The 17378-nt window shown below is 67.9% G+C and carries 16 protein-coding genes; 5 read left to right on the top strand and 11 right to left on the bottom strand.

What is annotated here, in order from left to right:
* Positions 1-9: 9 nt before the first annotated feature.
* From HSX14_RS20890 to HSX14_RS20900, 3 genes are all read right to left on the bottom strand, one after another.
* Positions 10-1647, bottom strand: coding sequence for an AMP-binding protein (locus HSX14_RS20890; RefSeq protein WP_173177970.1), 1638 nt, complete (start codon positions 1645-1647; stop codon positions 10-12).
* 112 nt (positions 1648-1759) lie between these two features.
* On the bottom strand, positions 1760-2590 hold the full coding sequence (locus tag HSX14_RS20895; protein ID WP_173177968.1) for an amidohydrolase family protein: 831 nt from the start codon (positions 2588-2590) through the stop codon (positions 1760-1762).
* Positions 2591-2657: 67 nt separating this feature from the next.
* The gene (locus HSX14_RS20900) at positions 2658-3797 is read right to left on the bottom strand and encodes an acyl-CoA dehydrogenase family protein (RefSeq protein ID WP_173177966.1); all 1140 of its coding nucleotides are present in this window, start codon (positions 3795-3797) and stop codon (positions 2658-2660) included.
* Between the two features lie 199 nt (positions 3798-3996).
* On the opposite strand from HSX14_RS20900, the gene HSX14_RS20905 reads away from it, so the two are divergent.
* Together HSX14_RS20905 and HSX14_RS20910 are read left to right on the top strand one after the other, a co-directional pair.
* Complete coding sequence (locus tag HSX14_RS20905) at positions 3997-4305, top strand: type II toxin-antitoxin system RelE/ParE family toxin (RefSeq protein WP_173177964.1); 309 nt, start codon at positions 3997-3999, stop codon at positions 4303-4305.
* The gene (locus tag HSX14_RS20910; RefSeq protein ID WP_173177962.1) at positions 4298-4594 is read left to right on the top strand and encodes an addiction module antidote protein; all 297 of its coding nucleotides are present in this window, start codon (positions 4298-4300) and stop codon (positions 4592-4594) included. Before HSX14_RS20905 ends, HSX14_RS20910 begins: the two co-directional genes overlap by 8 nt.
* Before the next feature lie 90 nt (positions 4595-4684).
* Here HSX14_RS20910 and HSX14_RS20915 read toward each other — a convergent pair whose 3' ends face one another.
* Positions 4685-5971, bottom strand: a complete 1287-nt coding sequence (locus HSX14_RS20915) for a dicarboxylate/amino acid:cation symporter (RefSeq protein ID WP_111262038.1) — start codon at positions 5969-5971, stop codon at positions 4685-4687.
* A 323-nt stretch (positions 5972-6294) separates the two neighbouring features.
* Here HSX14_RS20915 and HSX14_RS20920 point away from each other — a divergent pair, with 323 nt between their 5' ends.
* On the top strand, positions 6295-7293 hold the full coding sequence (locus tag HSX14_RS20920; protein WP_173177960.1) for an AraC family transcriptional regulator: 999 nt from the start codon (positions 6295-6297) through the stop codon (positions 7291-7293).
* 33 nt (positions 7294-7326) lie between these two features.
* Here HSX14_RS20920 and HSX14_RS20925 read toward each other — a convergent pair whose 3' ends face one another.
* The gene (locus tag HSX14_RS20925) at positions 7327-7644 is read right to left on the bottom strand and encodes a putative quinol monooxygenase (RefSeq protein ID WP_173177958.1); all 318 of its coding nucleotides are present in this window, start codon (positions 7642-7644) and stop codon (positions 7327-7329) included.
* Positions 7645-7808: 164 nt separating this feature from the next.
* Between HSX14_RS20925 and mdaB the strand changes: the two genes are divergently transcribed.
* Positions 7809-8393: an NADPH:quinone oxidoreductase MdaB gene (gene mdaB, locus HSX14_RS20930; RefSeq protein ID WP_173177956.1), complete on the top strand. Its 585-nt coding sequence runs from the start codon at positions 7809-7811 to the stop codon at positions 8391-8393.
* A 217-nt stretch (positions 8394-8610) separates the two neighbouring features.
* Here mdaB and modC read toward each other — a convergent pair whose 3' ends face one another.
* Genes modC through modA form a run of 3 tightly spaced genes read right to left on the bottom strand, consistent with a single transcriptional unit; the run spans position 8611 to position 11170 of the window.
* Positions 8611-9699 (bottom strand): molybdenum ABC transporter ATP-binding protein, encoded by a 1089-nt coding sequence (gene modC / locus HSX14_RS20935; protein WP_173177954.1) that lies wholly within the window; start codon positions 9697-9699, stop codon positions 8611-8613.
* Between the two features lie 17 nt (positions 9700-9716).
* Positions 9717-10397, bottom strand: a complete 681-nt coding sequence (gene modB / locus HSX14_RS20940) for a molybdate ABC transporter permease subunit (protein ID WP_173177935.1) — start codon at positions 10395-10397, stop codon at positions 9717-9719.
* A 20-nt stretch (positions 10398-10417) separates the two neighbouring features.
* Positions 10418-11170, bottom strand: coding sequence for a molybdate ABC transporter substrate-binding protein (modA, locus tag HSX14_RS20945; protein ID WP_173177926.1), 753 nt, complete (start codon positions 11168-11170; stop codon positions 10418-10420).
* Positions 11171-11630: 460 nt separating this feature from the next.
* On the opposite strand from modA, the gene HSX14_RS20950 reads away from it, so the two are divergent.
* A complete protein-coding gene (locus tag HSX14_RS20950) occupies positions 11631-12425 on the top strand; it encodes a substrate-binding periplasmic protein (protein WP_173177924.1) in 795 nt (264 codons plus the stop codon).
* 21 nt (positions 12426-12446) lie between these two features.
* Here HSX14_RS20950 and HSX14_RS20955 read toward each other — a convergent pair whose 3' ends face one another.
* The 3 genes from HSX14_RS20955 to HSX14_RS20965 all read right to left on the bottom strand — a co-directional run bounded on the left by HSX14_RS20955 (position 12447) and on the right by HSX14_RS20965 (position 17276).
* Positions 12447-14126 carry a hybrid sensor histidine kinase/response regulator gene (locus tag HSX14_RS20955; RefSeq protein ID WP_173177922.1) on the bottom strand — a complete coding sequence of 560 codons (1680 nt, stop codon included), beginning with the start codon at positions 14124-14126 and terminating at the stop codon, positions 12447-12449.
* Positions 14110-15273, bottom strand: a complete 1164-nt coding sequence (gene ercA / locus HSX14_RS20960; RefSeq protein ID WP_173177920.1) for an alcohol dehydrogenase-like regulatory protein ErcA — start codon at positions 15271-15273, stop codon at positions 14110-14112. The genes HSX14_RS20955 and ercA overlap by 17 nt, the downstream gene beginning before the upstream one ends.
* Before the next feature lie 140 nt (positions 15274-15413).
* Complete coding sequence (locus HSX14_RS20965) at positions 15414-17276, bottom strand: S9 family peptidase (protein WP_173177918.1); 1863 nt, start codon at positions 17274-17276, stop codon at positions 15414-15416.
* Positions 17277-17378 lie beyond the last annotated feature (102 nt).

Below are 17378 nucleotides of genomic sequence, written 5' to 3' on the forward strand. Positions count from 1 at the left end.
CGGTTCGGTTCATTCCCAATGCAGCGGCTGGCGTGCGTCCAGGCACGCGGCGACTGCGGCGAAACGTTGTTCCAGCACGTTGCGGCGGATCTTCATGGTCGGCGTCATGCAACCGTTATCCACCGTCCAGCTCTCGCGCACCAGCACGAAATGGCTGATGCGTTCATGGGGCAGCAGCTGGGCATTGAGCACCTGCAGGCTCGCCGCCAGCTCGGCCTCCACCTTGCTGCGCGGCTCGGCGCGGGCCGCGGGGCTGAGCTCGATCAGCGCCAGCGGCTGGTCCAGGCCGTTGCCCATCAGGCACACCTGCTCGACCCAGAGGTTCTTGGCGATCTCGCCCTCGATAGGCGCCGGCGCCACGTACTTGCCCTTGCTGGTCTTGAAGATGTCCTTCACCCGTCCGGTGATGCGCAGGTAGCCATCGGCGTCGATCTCGCCCTTGTCGCCGGTGTGCAGCCAGCCGGCCTGCAGCGTGTCGGCGGTCTTCTCCGGCTCCAGGTAATAGCCGGCCATCAGCGCCTGGCTGCGGTAGAGGATCTCGCCGTTCTCGGCGATGCGCACCTCGTTGTCCGGCATCACCCGCCCGACGCTGCCGAAGCGCACCTGACCGGGCCGGTTGAAGTTGCCGTAGGCGAAGTTCTCGGTCATGCCGTAGCCCTCGCAGATAGTCAGGCCGATGCGCCGGTACCACTCCAGCAGCGCCACCGGGATCGGCGCCGCGCCGCTGACCAGCACCCGCGCGCGGTCCAACCCCAGCCCCTGGCGCACCTTGCGCGCCACCAACGTGCCCAGCAGCGGGATGCGCAGCAGGCGGTCGAGCCTCGCCTGGGGCAGCTTCTCCAGCACCCCCTGCTGGAAGCGCGTCCACAGGCGCGGCACGGAGAAGAACACCGTCGGCCGCACCCGCCTGAGGTCATCGGCGAAGGTGTCAAGGGATTCGACGAAGGCGATGGCGCCTCCGCAATACAGGCTGTTGGTTTCCACCAGGAAGCGCTCGGCGGCATGGGACAGCGGCAGGTAGGAGAAGAACTGCTCGTGTTCGTCCAGCCCCATCTCCGCCACCGAGCGGCTGGAGGCGAAGGCGAAGGCCCCGGCGCGCTGCATCACGCCCTTGGGCTGGCCCGTGGTGCCGGAGGTATAGAGGATGCTGAGCAAATCCTCCGGGCGCTGCACATGCCCGTCGCGCAACGGCTCGTGGGCGGCCAGCAGTTCGTGCCATTTGTGCTGCGCGCCCAGGGTCGGGTACGGCATGGCGATGCGGACGACCTCGGCGGGAATGCCGGCCTCGAACTTCCCGGCCTCGTCGAGCTTGCCGAGGATGATCGCCTTGCACGCCGAGTGGCGCAGCACGTAGTCGATGCTCTCCACCGATTGCAGCGGGTACAGCGGCACGCTGACCAGCCCCGCGAGCATGATCGCCAGGTCGCTGATGATCCACTCGGCGCAGTTCTTCGCCAGGATCGCCACCCGGTCGCCGGGCACGCAGCCCAACACCCTCAGGGCGCTGGCCAGGCGCCGGGCCTGGTCGTCGGCCTGGCGCCAGGTCAGGTCATGCCACTGGCGCTCCACCGGCTGGCTGAGCCAGACGCGGTCCGGCGCGGTGGCCACCCAATGGGCAAGCCGCTGCAACGGCAGTTGGTCGGTCATCTTTCAACCCTCCTTGTTGTTCTTGTAGTGATCGGAGCGTCTCGCGGCCGGGGGAACGCAGGCGCCCGGCCCCACCGTCAACCTCGCGAACGCGAGGGCCCAGCCAGCGGCCTCACAGCCGGAACACCCGGCGCGCGTTGCCATGGAGGAACTTCGCCTCGATCGCCTCGGGCAACCCCAGCTCCCTCACCTGGGTCATGCAGCGCTCCAGCGACAACTGCGGGAAGTTGCTGCCGAACAGCACCTTGTCCTGGCCGTAGCTGCGCATGAACTGCAGCAGCGCCTGGGGGTAGTAGCGCGGCAGGTAGGCGGAGGTGTCGATGTAGATGTTGTCGTGCTTCCAGGCCAGGCCGATCATCTCCTCGGTCCAGGGGTGGCCGATGTGCCCGGCGACGATGCGCAGCTCGGGGAAATCCAGCGCCACCTCATCGAGGTAGGGCACCGGGCGGCCGGTCTCCGAGGGCATCAGCGGGCCGGTGTGGCCCACCTGGGTGCAGAAAGGGATGCCCAGCTCGATGCACTTCACATAGAGCGGGTAATAGAGCCGGTGGTTGGGCGGCAGCTTCCACAGCCAGGGCACGATGCGCAGCGCCTTGCAGCCCAGCTCCAGCACCGCCCGCTCCAGCTCGCGTACCGCCGCCAGGGGTTTGCCGAGATCCACCGTGGCGACCCCGACGAAACGCTCGGGGAAGGCGCGGGTGTACTCGGCCACCAGGTCGTTGTCGAACACCCAGCGCTCCGGCCGGCACCAGGCGGCGAGCATGAGCTTGTCCACGCCCGCGCGGTCCATCTCCGCCACCGTCTGCTGCGGCGTCAGCGGCTGGTCGAGCAAGTGCGCGGAACCGGATTTCTCGAACAGCCGGACCACCTCCGGCAACAGCTCGCGGGCGCGGCCATTGGCAGGTTGGGCCCAGGCGTCGATGGCGCCCAGCGGTGCATTCATGGCAGTGACCTCCTGGTGTCCACACAGTGGCTGAACTCTAGCCCGGCCCGGGGCGCCGGGCCGGGGTTCAGAGCTTCATGCCGCGGCTGATGATCTCCTTCATGATCTCCGAGGTGCCGGCGAAGATGCGCTGGATGCGTGCGTTCGCATACATCTTGCAGATCGGGTACTCCCACATGTAGCCCCAGCCGCCGTGCAGCTGCACGCCCTCGTCCACCACCTTGCACAGCAGCTCGGTGGTGAACAGCTTGGCCTCGGCGGCCACCTCGGGGGTGAGCTTCTTCTGGTTGTGATCCATCACGCAGCGGTCGGTGAAGACCTGGGCGACGTCGATCTGGGTGCGCATCTCGGCCAGCTTGAAACGGGTGTTCTGGAAGTGCGAGACGGGCCGGTCGAACGCCTTGCGCTCCTTCACGTAGTCGATGGTGGCCTGCAACGCCGCCTCGGCCCCGGCCACCGCGCCGCAGGCGTTGGTCAGGCGCTCCTGGGCGAGCATGTTCATCAGGTAGAAGAAGCCGCCCTTGGCATCGCCCAGCAGGTTGGCCTTGGGCACCTTGACGTTGTTGAAGAACAGCTCGGCGGTGTCCTGGCTCTTCATGCCCAGCTTCTTCAGGTTGCGCCCGCGCTCGAAGCCGATCATGTCGCGCTCCACCAGGAACAGGCCCATGGCGTGCTTGTTGGCCGGGTCGGTCTTGGCCGCGACGATTACCAGGTCCGCCAGCAGGCCGTTGGAGATGAACACCTTGGAGCCGTTCAGCTCGTAGTGGTCACCCTTGTCCACGGCGGTGGTGCGCATGCCGGCGAGGTCGGAGCCGGCGGAAGGCTCGGTCATGGCCACCGCGAGGATGATTTCGCCACTGATGATCCCCGGCAGGAAGCGCGCCTTCTGCTCGGCGTTGCCGTACTCGGCGATGTAGGGGCCGCACAGCGCCGAATGCAGCGGGATCATGAAGCCCGGCTCGTTGATGTGGGCCAGCTCCTCGCACATGATCTGCTCGTAGCGGAAGTCCTTGAGCCCGGCGCCGCCGTACTCCTCATCCGCCCAGGGCAACAGGAAGCCCATCTCGCCAGCCTTGCGCCACACGGCGCGATCCACCACGCCCGCCTCCTCCCAGGCCTCCTGGTGCGGCACCACTTCCTTCTGCAGGAAGGCGCGGAACGCGTCGCGGAACATGTTGTGTTCGGTTTCGAAATGGATGCGCTGCATGCGAAGGGTCTCCCTGGAAAAAAACGTTCCGCAGGGTAGGCGGCGCCCGCCCGCACGCTCAATGACGCAAGCGCTCAGGCTCGATTGACCCATGTGCTCAGCGTGGGCGGGACCACCCTCGCCGCCTCGTCACTCCCGCGAACGCGGGCGGCCAGTGAGCGGCGTTGACGGCCGTAGCCCAAGAGCTACAATCGCCAGCATGATCGAGGTCCTCCAGAGCAGGGAGTTCGCCACCTGGCTGAACCACCTGAGCGACGGCAAGGCCAGGGCACGGATACTGGCTCGCATCGACCGCATGGCCGACGGCCACCTGGGGGACGTCGCACCGATAGGCGAGGGCCTCAGCGAAGCCCGGCTCCACTTCGGCCCCGGCTATCGGCTCTACTTTCTCCAGCGCGGCCAGCTCCTGATCGTCCTCCTTTGCGGTGGCGACAAGGGCAGCCAGGGGCGAGATATCGGACACGCCAGGCGCATCGCCGCAGCCTGGAAGGAGCAACACCATGACTGAAGACTTTTCCCGCTGGGACTCCGCCGACTACCTGCGTAGCGAGGAAGACATGGCCAACTACCTGGATGCCTGCATCGAGGAAGCCGGCGACGATCCCGCCTTCATCGCCAAGGCCCTCGGCACCCTCGCCCGCGCCAAGGGCATGACCCAGGTCGCCCGCGACACCGGCCTCTCGCGCGAGAGCCTGTACCGCGCGCTGTCCGGCGAGGGCAATCCCGAGTTCGGCACCATCCTCAAGGTCCTCAGGGCACTCGGCCTGCAACTGCATGCCAGCCCCGCCCGCCACTGACGCGGTTTTTTCGCGCCCATAAAAAAGCCCGTCACGAGACGGGCCTGGAAAATCTCCTCCCCGTGGGGAGGGAGGAGAGAATTACAGGGTTCAGACGCGCTGGGCTTCTACCTGCGGCGCGGCATTGCCGGCCAGTTCGCGGTCCAGGGTGTCGGTGTCCAGCTGCTTGCACCACTTGGCGACGACCAGGGTCGCCACGCCGTTGCCGACCAGGTTGGTCAGGGCGCGGGCTTCGGACATGAAGCGGTCGATGCCGAGGATCAGCGCCAGGCCCGCGACCGGCAGGTGGCCGACGGCGGAGAGGGTGGCAGCCAGGACGATGAAGCCGCTACCGGTGACACCGGCGGCACCCTTGGAGGCGATCAGCAGCACCAGCAGCAGGGTGATCTGGTGGGTGATGTCCATCGGCGTGTCGGTGGCCTGGGCGATGAACACCGCGGCCATGGTCAGGTAGATGGAGGTGCCATCGAGGTTGAAGGAGTAACCGGTGGGGATCACCAGGCCGACGACCGACTTGTTGGCACCGAGTTTTTCCATCTTGGCGATCATGCGCGGCAGGGCGGACTCGGAAGACGAGGTGCCCAGCACGATCAGCAGTTCCTCGCGGATGTACTTGATGAACTTGAGGATGCTGAAGCCATGGGCGCGGGCGATGCCCCCCAGCACGATCAGCACGAACAGCAGGCAGGTGATGTAGAAGCACAGCATCAGCTGGCCGAGCTGCACCAGCGAGCCCACGCCATAGGCGCCGATGGTGAAGGCCATGGCACCGAAGGCACCGATGGGCGCGACCTTCATGATCACGTTGATGATGTTGAACATCACCTGGGAGATGCGCTCGATGAATTCGAACACCGGGCGGCCGTAGTCACCCATGCGGTGCAGCGCGTAGCCGAACAGCACGGAGAAGAACAGCACCTGGAGGATGTCGCCATTGGCGAAGGCGCCGACCACGGTCCCCGGGATGACGTTCATCAGGAAGTCGATGGTGGACTGCTTCTCGCCAGCCGCCGCGTAGGCCGCGATACCCTTGGTGTCCAGGGTGGTGGGGTCGACGTGCATGCCGACGCCGGGCTGCACCACGTTGACCACGACCAGGCCGATCAGCAGCGCGAGGGTAGAGACGATCTCGAAATACAGCAGCGCGTAGCCACCGGTCTTGCCGACGGCCTTCATGCTCTGCATGCCGGCGATGCCGGTGACCACGGTGCAGAAGATGATCGGCGCGATGGCCATCTTGATCAGCTTGACGAAGCTGTCACCCAGCGGCTTCAGGGCGACGCCGGTCTGCGGGTAGAAGTGGCCGACCAGGATGCCGATGGCGATGGCCACCAGAACCTGGAAATAAAGGCTTTTGTAGAGGGGTTGACGGGTCATGGCAGGTCCTCTCGGGTGGTGCGGGGCCTGATTCCGTACAGGGGCGCACCACCGGTCTCTATCACCTCCCTTGCTGGGAGACTTTGTTGTTCTGCGATCCAAACCAATGGATGGCACCGCTCCTATCGCAAGGGCTGTGCCAACCAGAACGGATCGCGCAACACCTAGTGCGCCGTGGCCTACAGAAAACAACGGGGGGCTGTAGGACAATTCTTCAGGCGGATTCCCGCCAAGGCGCCCGGGGGATTCCCGCCACGACCACCCCTTGTCGCCCCCTCGCGCCCCGCCCTACCATCGGCCACCCCGAACCAGGAAGCCGCCCCATGCGCGAGCGCACCATCGCCAGTCATTTCGTCCGTGCCGCCCTGCGCGGTCCCGAGCGCCATGGCCTGGATTGCGCCGCCATCCTGCGCCACGCGGGCATCCAGGCGGCATTGCTGGAAGAGCCCCGTGCCCGGGTCGCCCCGGAGCAGTTCAGCCGGTTGATGCAGTTGCTGTGGGAGGCGCTGGACGACGAGTACATGGGCTTCGGCCGCCAGCGCAGCAAGCGCGGCACCTTCGCCATGATGTGCCACGCGATCATCCACTGCCGCAGCCTGGAGAAGGCCCTGGGGCGAGGGGCGATGTTCTACGGCCTGTTCCCCGAGGCGCCGCGCATCCTCCTGGAGCGCGAGGGCGAATCGGTACGCCTGACGGTGGATGACGCCACCCTCTGGGACCCGGACCACTTCCTCGTGGAAAGCCTGCTGGTGATCTGGCACCGCCTCGGCAGCTGGCTGATCGGCCAGCGCATCCGCCTGGAGGAAGCCACCTTCGCCTATGCCGAGCCCGAGCATGTCGGCGAATACGAACTGCTGTTCCCCACCCAGCGCCGCTTCGATGCGCCCAGCACCAGCCTGCTGTTCAACGCCCGCTACCTGGCCATGCCGCTGCTGCAGGACGAACGCACCCTCAAGCACTTCCTCGAACACTCCCCCGCCGACCTGCTGGCCCGCCCCGATGGCGGCGACAGCCTCACCAGCCAGATCCGCCGCCTGCTGGGCCGCGACTGCCGCACCTGGCCGGACCTGGAAGCGGTGGCGCAGCAGCTGCACATCAGCCCGCAGACCCTGCGTCGCCACCTGCGCGAGGAAGGCTCCAGCTTCCAGGAACTCAAGGATCACCTGCGCCGCGACCTGGCGATCTACCACCTGGGCCGCGACGAGTTGTCCATCCAGGACATCGCCGAGCAGCTCGGCTTCTCCGAACCCTCGGCCTTCCACCGCGCCTTCAAGAAATGGACCGGCCTCACCCCCGGCGCCTACCGCGCCCAGGAAGCCTGACCGCCCAAACCCGACTCGCGTAGCGCGCCAGCCTCAGCCCTTCGCCATCGCCGCCGCGCTGAGCATCTCGATCTCGCGGATCTCGAAATCCCGTACCAGGAACTCCATGCGCCGCTCGTGGAAGGCCTGCATGTGCGGCAGGGAGGAATGGGCCTCCAGGTCCGCCCGCGAGCGCCACACCTCGAAGAAGATGAACAGCGTCGGGTCGCGGGCATCGCGCAGCATGTGGTACTCGATACAACCCGCCTCCGCGCGGCTGGGCTCGACGTAGGCGCGGAACAGCGCCTCGAACTCGTCGGCTTTCTCCGGGCGCAGGTGGGCATGGAGGATGAAGGCGCAGGTATCGCTCATGGGCAGACGCTCCGGTTGCTGGAAATGCGGCGCAGCCTATCGCAAGAGTCTATTGTCGATTCGTGCTTTTCACGCAAAGGCGATTTGCCCCGGAAGCGGTTTTTCCCGCGCACGGCCCTGGGTAACCTGCCGGCCATCGAGAACCTCACGAGGCCACCCCAGCCATGAAAAAGATCCTCCTGCTCAACGGCGGCAAGCAGTTCGCCCATTCCGACGGCCGCTACAACCGCACCCTGCACGAAGCCGCCCTGGCCTACCTCGACCGCTCGGGCTTCGATGTGAAGGAAACCTTCATCGACGGCGGCTACGACACCGCCGAAGAAGTGCAGAAATTCCTCTGGGCCGACGTCATCGTCTGGCAGATGCCCGGCTGGTGGATGGGCGCGCCCTGGACCGTGAAGCGATACATCGACGAAGTCTTCACCGCCGGCCACGGCAGCCTCTACGCCAACGACGGCCGCACCCGTTCCGACGCCTCGCAGAAATACGGCAGCGGCGGCCTGCTGCACGGCAAGCAGTACATGATCTCCGCCACCTGGAACGCCCCGCAGCAAGCCTTCGACGACCCCACCGACTTCTTCGAGGCCAAGGGCGTGGACGCCGTCTACTTCCCCTTCCACAAGGCCAACCAGTTCCTCGGCATGACCGCCCTGCCCACCTTCCTCGCCGTCGACGTGATGAAGCGTCCCGACATCGAAGGCGACATCGCCCGCTACGAAGCGCACCTGGCCAAGGTGTTCAGCGCCTGATGCCGTCCAGTGGGTCCCCGCGTTCGCGGGGATGACGGAATACTCATCACCCTCGCGAACGCGGGGATGGTGGAATACTCGTCACCCTCGCGAACGCGGGGGTCCACTGAAAAGCCCCCGCCCTGCCATCCGGGCATCCGCACAGGCTCCCGCTCACGAGGCTGCAACGTTATGGAAGAGGCGGGAGCTCGCGAATGACGCCCGACGCGACGAAGCGTCAGGCCAGCAGCGCCACCGACTTGATCTGCGCCCACAGCTGCTGCCCCGGGTGCAGCCCGAGCTGGTCCCGCGAATAACGGGTGATGCGCGCCAGCAGCGGGTTGCCGTCCACCTCCAGGCGCACCAGCACGTGGGCGGCGTTGTCCGCCGGGATCTCGGCGCACACCGTCGCCGGCAACAGGTTGAGGATGCTGCTGTCCGCCTGGCGTTGCAGGCCCAGGCTGACGTCGCGGGCCTGCACCTTGAAGCGCACCCGCCGCCCGGCCTCCGCCGGGGCGTGGGCCACGCGCATGCTCAGCCCGCTGCCCGGCAGCCCGAGGGTGAGCAACTGGTACTCGGCGTCATGCCCGATCACCCGTCCCTCGATCACCACCCCCGCGTCATCGCCCAGCGCCGTGGGCAGGTCCAGCCGCGCCAGGGTCTCGCCCAGCGGCCCGCTGCCCAGCACGCGGCCCTCGTCCATCAGCACCAGGTGATCGGCCAGCCGCGCCACCTCCTCCGGGGAATGGCTGACATAGAGCACCGGGATATCCAGCTCGTCGTGCAGGCGTTCCAGGTAGGGCAGGATCTCCGCCTTGCGCTTGCCGTCCAGGGCCGCCAGCGGCTCGTCCATCAACAGCAGGCGCGGGCTGGTCAGCAGCGCCCGGGCCATGCCCACGCGCTGCCGCTCGCCACCGGACAGGCGCGCCGGCATGCGCTCCAGCAGGTGGCCGATGCCCAGCAGCTCCACCGCCTGCGCGAACTTCACGCGGCGCTCGGTGGCCGGGATGCGCTTCTCGCCGTACTCCAGGTTGCGCCGCACCGACAGGTGCTCGAACAGGCTCGCCTCCTGGAACACATAGCCCAGGGCACGCTTGTGGGTGGGCACGAAGAGGCCGCGCTCGCTGTCCTGCCAGGTCTGGCCATTGACCTCCAGGCGGCCACGGGCGCTGCGCTCGAGGCCGGCGATGCAGCGCAGCAGGCTGGTCTTGCCCGAGCCGGAATGGCCGAACAGCGCCGTCACGCCGCGCCCGGGCAGGGCGAGGTCGACATCCAGCTCGAAGCCGGGCCAGGCCAGGTACAGGCGCGCACGTATGTCGTCACTCATGCCGCGGGTCCTCGGGGTCAGGTCCAGCCCGGCTTCATGCGCCGGCTGGAATACAGGGCCAGCAGTATGAGGAAGGAGAACACCACCATGCCACCGGCCAGCCAGTGGGCCTGGGCGTACTCCATGGCCTCGACGTGATCGAAGATCTGCACCGAGACCACCCGGGTCTTCTCCGGGATGTTGCCGCCAATCATCAGCACCACGCCGAACTCCCCCACCGTGTGGGCGAAACCGAGGATGGAAGCGGTGACGAAGCCCGGCCGGGCCAGCGGCAGCACCACGGTGACGAAGCTGTCCCAGGGGCTGGCGCGCAAGGTGGCTGCGACCTCCAGCGGGCGCGGCCCCATGGCCTCGAAGGCGTTCTGCAGGGGCTGCACCACGAAGGGCAGCGAATAGAAGACCGACCCCACCACCAGCCCGGCGAAGGTGAAGGGCAAGGTGCCCAGGCCGATGGACTGGGTGAACTGGCCGATGAAACCGTTGGGCCCCATGCTCACCAGCAGGTAGAACCCGATCACCGTGGGCGGCAGCACCAGCGGCAGCGCCACCACCGCCCCCACGGGCCCCTTCAGCCAGGACCCGGTGCGGGCCAGCCACCAGGCGATGGGCGTCCCCACCAGCAGCAACAGGGCCGTGGTCAGGCTCGCCAGTTCCAGGGTCAGCCGGATCGCCGCCCAGTCGTCACCGCTCAGTGGCATCGCACCGCTTCCTCAGTCAGTCAAAGCTCGTAGCCGTAGGACCTGATCACCGCCGCGGCCTTGTCGCCCTTCAGGTAGTCGACCAGCGCCCTGGCGGCGGCGTTGTCCTTGCCCTTGGCGAGGATCACCGCGTCCTGCCTGATCGGGTCGTGCAGCTCGGCCGGCACGATCCAGGCGGAGCCGCCGGTCACCTTGCCATCCTTGTAGACCTGCGACAACGCGACGAAGCCCAGCTCGGCGTTGCCGCTGGAAACGAACTGCTGCGCCTGGGTGATGTTCTGGCCCTCCACCAGCTTGCCCTTGACCTGGGCGGTCAGACCCAGCTTCTCCAGCACCTGGGTGGCGGCCAGGCCATAGGGCGCGGCCTTCGGGTTGGCGATGGACAGGTGCTTGTACTCATTGTTCTTCAGCACCTCGCCCTTGGCGTCGACATAACCGTCCTTGGCCGACCACAGGGCCAGGGTGCCGACGGCGTAGGTGAAGCGGGTGCCGGCAACGGTGTCGCCTTCCTTCTCCAGCTTGGCCGGGGTGGTGTCGTCGGCGGCGAGGAAGACCTCGAACGGCGCGCCGTTCTTGATCTGCGCGTAGAACTGGCCGGTGGCACCGGTGGCGATCAACAGCCTGTGGCCGGTGTCCTGCTCGAAGTCCCTGGCGATGGCCTGGATCGGTGCGCTGAAGTTGGCGGCGACCGCCACCTGGACATCCTGGGCCAGGGCCAGGCTGGCGGTGGAGCAGGCGGCAAGCGTGGCGAGCAGGCGAGACAGATGGCCCATGGGAACACTCCTTGGTTGTTGTGCGAGGTCGGAGGATGTGGAACGGAAGCCGACTCTAGCGCCTCGCTATGTATAAAACTATATAGCGATGAAAATTTTCTTCGGCGATCGTCACAGGCCTGCAATACAGGCCGGCGAAACTGGCTGCGGCTGAGGGACCAGCCCCCATCTGATGCCGCTGGCGGCTCACTTGGCCACGACGGAAAAGTCCGGCGCTCCCGCCGCGCCGATATCGCCTCCGCCTCCCCCGCTGCGGAAACCTCATGGCCGCCTCCTGCGGCCATTTTCGTCCCCGCCTCCCGCCCCCGTTCATCCGGCGGCACGCCCCATTCCTGACCGGGTTCTCAAGTTCGCCCGAGGACCGCAGACGGCGCTTTGCCATCATGCTAAAAGGCGCCCGCCAACCCAGGGCCCCAGGCCTGACTACACTTCCCGGGCGCCTGCCTGAAACCGAGCCACCATGTCGCCGATCCCGTTCATCGCCTGTGCCCTCACCTGCCTCCTCACCTTCCAGGTCCAGGCGGCCGAGCCCGGGAAGCTGGTGTTCTGCTACGAGGACCAGGATTCCTGGCCCTGGGTGATGCTCGACGACAAGGGCCTCAACCAGGTGCTGTTCGATCGTGTGCAACAGGCGCTGAAGCTGAAGATCGAACGCCAGCCGATGCCCTGGAAGCGCTGCCTCGATGGCCTCGCCCGGGGCCAGTACGATGGCGCCTTCGCCGCCGCGTTCAAGACCGAGCGCCAGGTCATGGGCCACTACCCGTACCGCGCCGACGGCTCGCTGGACACGGGCAAGCGCCTGCACAGCGCCTCCTACTCGCTCTACCGCCTGCGGGGCAGCCAGGCCGACTGGGACGGCAAGGCCTTCAGCGGCATCCGTGGCCGCGTCGCCTCGCTCAGCGGGTTTTCCATCATCGATTTCCTCAAGGCCCACGGCCTGGAAGTCGAGGAAACCAGCCGCGACCCGCTGGCCCTGCTGCGCATGCTCCATGGCCACCGTTTCGAGACCGCCGCCATGCAGACCCTGCGCGCCGACCAGCTCCTGGCCAGCCATCCGGACATCGGCCAGGACATCGAGAAGCGCCCGGTGCCGCTGGAGCAGAAGGACTATTACCTGATGCTGTCGAACCGCCTGGTGGACGAGCGGCCCGCCCTCGCCCAGGCCCTCTGGGACGAGATCGCCCGCCAGCGCGAATCCGCCGACTACCGGGCCCGGCTCAGGCAGGTGCTGGCCGACACCCCGCACGGCAACTGACCGGCCGGGGCCCGCCCGGGATCAGAGCAGCAACTGGCTCAGCACCGCGCGCAGCTTGCCGGGCTTGACCGGCTTGTTCAGCAGCGGCGCGCCCAGGGCCTGGAGGTTGCGCCGGCACTCGTCGCTGCGGTCGGCGGTGATCATCACCGCCGGGATCGCCCGGCCGAACTGCCCGCGCAGCACCTGCACCACCTCGCAACCGGTCACGCCGTGATCGAGGTGGTAGTCCGCCAGGATCGCCTCCGGCGCGACGCCAGCGAGGTTGCCCAGGGCGCTCTCCAGGTCGGGCGCGGTCACCACCTCGCAGCCCCACTGCCCCAGGAGCGCGGCCATGCTGTGGAGGATGCTCGCCTCGTTATCCAGCACCAGCAGGCGCCGGCCCGGCAGCGGGTCGCCGGTGACCGGGCGCGGCGGCCGCTCCTCGCGGCGTGCGGGCAGCACCTCCGCCAGCGGCACCTCGATGGAAAACACCGAACCGCGCCCCGGTTGCGAGCGCACGCCGATGGGGCAGCCGAGGATGCCGGCGATGCGGTCGACGATGGCCAGCCCCAGGCCCACGCCCTTGCGCTCGGCCGCACGGCCCCGGTCCAGCTGGTTGAACTCGAGGAAGATCGCCTGCAGCTGGTCCGCCGGAATGCCCCGCCCGCTGTCCCACACCTCAAGCCGCACCTTGTCGCCCTGGCGCCGGCAGCCGAGCAGCACGCGGCCACGCTCGGTGTAGCGGCAGGCGTTGCTGAGGAAGTTGCGCAGGATGCGCGTCAGCAGGCGGATATCGGTGCTCACCGCGAGCCCCCTGGGAATGCGCACGCGCAGTTGCAGCCCGGCGGACTGGGCGACGCTCTGGAACTCCGAAGCCAGCGGCGCCAGCAGCTCGTCCAGGCGATAGGCGTCGATGTCCGGACGGATCGCGCTCTGGTCCAGCTTGGAGATTTCCAACAGGTCGGTGAGCAGGTCCTCGGCGCCTTCCAGGGCCAGGTGGGTGCGCTCCACCAGCAGTTGCTCGGCCCCCGGCAGATGGCGCTCGCGCAGGGTCGAGACCAGCAGCCGCGCCGCGTTCAGCGGTTGCAGCAGGTCGTGGCTGGCGGCGGCCAGGTACTTGTCCTTGCTCTGGTTGGCGGCCTCGGCGGCGTCGCGCGCCTCGCGCAGCTGGCCATTGAGGGTCTGCAGCTCCAGGGTGCGCGCCGCCACCCGCTGCTCCAGCTCGTCGTTCAAGGTCTGCAGGCGCTGCTGGGCGAGGATGCGTTCGGTGATGTCGGCGACGAAGCCTTCGAACAGCCCCTCCTCGTCCGGCTTCAGCAGCAGGTTCATCAGCACGTCGACATGGCTGCCGTCCTGGCGACGCAGGCGCGTCTCGTAGCCGAACAGCCCCTGCTGGCGCTGCAGCTCGGCGCGGATGTGCGCCAGCTCCACCTCGCCACCGACGAACAGGTGGCTGGCGAGATCGGTCAGCGCCCACAACAACTGCTCCGGCGAGTCGTAGCCGAGCATCCGCGCCAGGGCCGGGTTGGCCGCACGCAGGCCCTCCTGCAGGCTGGCCTGGAAGATGCCGTGCACCGCGTGCTCGAACAGCCACTTGTAGCGGTTGCGCTCGGTCTCCAGCTCCTCGAGCCGGCTCAGCAGCTCGGGATAGTGACTCTTGCGCGCCGAATGGCTGCCCAGCCCGAGCAGCGCCTGGCGCTGCTCCTCAGAGGGCCTCGGCATACACCACCTCGACATCCCGCTGGCTGGACTCGCGCGGGTTGGTGAGGATGCAGGGGTCCTCCATCGCGTGACGCGACAGGAAGGGGATGTCGGAGGTGGAAACGCCGTGCAGCTTCAGCGTCTCGTGGAAGCCCACCGACTGCTTGAAGGCGATCAGGTGCTCCACCAGGCGCTGGCGGATCTGGTTGTGGTTGAGCCCGCGCCCGTCGATGCCCAGGGTCTCGGCCACCACGCGGAAACGCTCCGGCGCGGCGCTGTAGTTGAAGGCCACCACATGCTCCACCAGCGCCGCGTTGCACATGCCGTGGGGCAGGTCGAGGAAACCGCCGAGGCTGTGGGACATGGCGTGCACCGCGCCGAGGATGGCGTTGGAGAAGGCCAGCCCCGCCTGCATGCTGCCGAGCATGATCTTCTCGCGCAGGGCGATGTCGTCGGGCGTTGCGATCATCTGCACCAGGTTGCCGTTGATCAGGCGCATGGCCTCCAGCGCGTGGGTGTCGGTGAGCGGCCCGCTGCCGGTGGACACGAACGCCTCGATGGCGTGCACCAGCGCATCGATGCCGGTACAGGCAGAGAGGAAGGGGTCCATGCTCAGCGTGGTTTCCGGGTCGATCAGCGACACGTCCGGTACCACCGCCTTGCTGACGATGGAGAACTTCATCCGCTCGGCCTGGTTGGAGATGATCACGAACTGCGACACGTCCGCCGAGGTGCCGGCGGTGGTGGGGATGAGGATCAGCGGCGGGCTCGGCACGCGGATGGTGTCCACCCCCTCGAACTCGAGGATGCAGCGGTTGTGGGCGACCATGATGCCGATGCCCTTGGCGCAATCCATCGGGCTGCCGCCGCCCACGGCGACTATCACGTTGCAGCCCTCGCTGCGGTAGAAGTCCGCCCCCAGCCGCACCTCCTCCACGCGCGGGTTGGGCGAGACCTGGGTGAACAGGCAGTAGTCGATGCCCTGGGCCTGCAGGCTGGCCTCCACATCGGCGACCCAGCCGGCGGCGAGCACACCGGGGTCGGACACCACCAGCACCTTGCGCGCACCGAAAGTGCTCGCGTAGTTGCCGACGTTATGCCGGCAGCCGGCGCCGAAGATGATTTCGGGGGACACGAATTTACGCAGTTGGCTGATGTCGTGGCGCATGATCCGCCTGATCGTTCTTGTTATGGGATGGGAAGCAGACTACTGGAATCAGGGACGTTTTCAATCCGACCAATGGGTGCCAGCCGATTGCGAGTCGCCCGCTTCAGTGCTTGTGAGCATCCCACCCCATCGCCATGCGATCAGAGCAACCTCCGGTAGAACCCGTACTCCGTCTCCAGCGCATGGGCGAGGTTGGCGGCCTGGCGGAAGCCGTGGCCTTCGTCGGGATAGAGGTGCACCTCCACCTCGCGGCCCAACTGGCGCAGGGCGTCGACCATGGCGTGGGTCTGCGCGGGGACGACCACGGCGTCGCGGCCACCCTGGAAGAAGATCAGCGGCGCCTCGATGTCCGCCAGGCGCTGCAACGGGGTGCGCTGGCGGTAGCGGTCGGCGTCGAGGTCGGGGTCGCCGATCAGCCAGTCGAGGTAGTCGGCCTCGAACTTGTGGGTGACCCGGCGCAGCGCCAGCGGGTCGCTGACGCCGTAGAGGCTGGCGCCGCCGCGGAAGGTGCGGCCCTCGGCCAGGGCCAGCAAGGCGCTGTAGCCACCGGCGCTGCCGCCACGGATAAAGGCCCGCTCGCCGTCGATGCGCCCGGCAGCGGCCAGGTGGGCGACCGCCGCGCAGGCGTCCTCCACCTCGATGCACCCCCACTCCCCGCGCAGGCGCTGGCGGTAGGCGCGGCCGTAGCCGCTGCTGCCCCGGTAATTGAGGTCGAGCACGGCGAAACCGCGCTGGGTCCAGAACGGGATGCGCGGGTCGAACTGCGGGTAACAGGCGGAGGTCGGCCCGCCATGCATGAACACCAGCAGCGGTGGGCGCCCATCCACCGGCCCCTGCACCTGGGCATTGCGCGGCGGGTAGAAGAAGCCGTGGGCGCGCTCGCCCTGGCCGGTGTCGAAATCCACGGGCTCCGGGCGTGACAGCTGGGCGTCGGGCAGCGGTTGCTCGCCACCGGCCAGCACCACGACGCGGCCCTCGCTGCGGTCGATGGCGATCACCGCCGGCAGCCGGTCCGGTGCCGAGGCGATGGCATAGAAGTACAACGCATCGAATGCCAGGGCACGGAAGCGGCTGAAGGCCTGCGCCAGGCGTCGCTCACCCGCCCCGCCCTGCTCCACCAGCCCGCCGAAGCCCTGCTCGAAACGGCTCGCCAGCAGCCCATCCGCCTCCAGCGGTAGCCAGGTGCAGGCACCCAGTTGCCAGGGCGCGGCGGCGTGATCGGCCTCCACGCTGCCCGATACCGGGCGCCAGCCAGCAGCGGATTCCTCCCAGGGCTGCCACCAACCGTGGCGGTCGCTCAGGCACAGCAGGCGGCCATCGGCGCTGAAGCGTGGCTGTTGCAGGGACTCCTCGCCCTCGTGGCCCGCCACCTGCCGTGGGTCCTGCCAGGCGCCGTCGTCTTCACGCCGGGCCACGCACAGGCGGGTCGCGGTCCAGGGCTGCTCGGGGCGGTTCCATTCGATCCAGGCCAGGCGGCGACCGGAAGCGTCCAGGGTCGGCGAGGCATAGAAGTCAGCGCCCTCGGCCACCACCCTGCGCGTGCCGTCGCCCAGGGCGACGCTCACCAGGCGATTGCGCACGGCATCACCGCCATGGCACTCCTCCACCGCCAGCAGCGCCTGGCCACGCGCATCGAACTGCAGGTCGCCGTAGCGGCTGCCAAGGCGTCGGGTCAGGGGTCGGGGTTCGCCGTCCACGCTCTGCAGATAGAGCTGCTGGTCCGCCTCGTTGACGAAGGCCACGCCCTCGGTGGTCGCACAGAAGGCACCGCCACCGTACTCGTGCACCCGGCTGCGCAGGGAAACGCCCACCGGCGTCAGGCAGCGCGCCTGGCCATCGCGCCACAACCAGAGCGTGGTGCGCGCGTCCTGCGGGTCGAAAAGGGTCCATAACAGGCCGTGCGCGCAGCGCTTCAGCTCGGCGAAGTCACGGCTGGCGCCTGCCGCGTCGAGCGCGCTGAAGGTGCTGGGCCAGGTGCCGTAGGGGAAGGTGGCGTGGGGCATGGCGATTTCCAGACAGGTCCTCTTGGGTGGGCCCCCGCGTTCGCGAGGGTGACGGTGCAAGGCGCAACCCCGCAGTGCTCCGGCGAACCCGGGCCTCACTGA

The organism is Pseudomonas tohonis (assembly GCF_012767755.2).
In the GTDB taxonomy this organism is placed as follows: Bacteria; Pseudomonadota; Gammaproteobacteria; order Pseudomonadales; family Pseudomonadaceae; genus Metapseudomonas; species Metapseudomonas tohonis.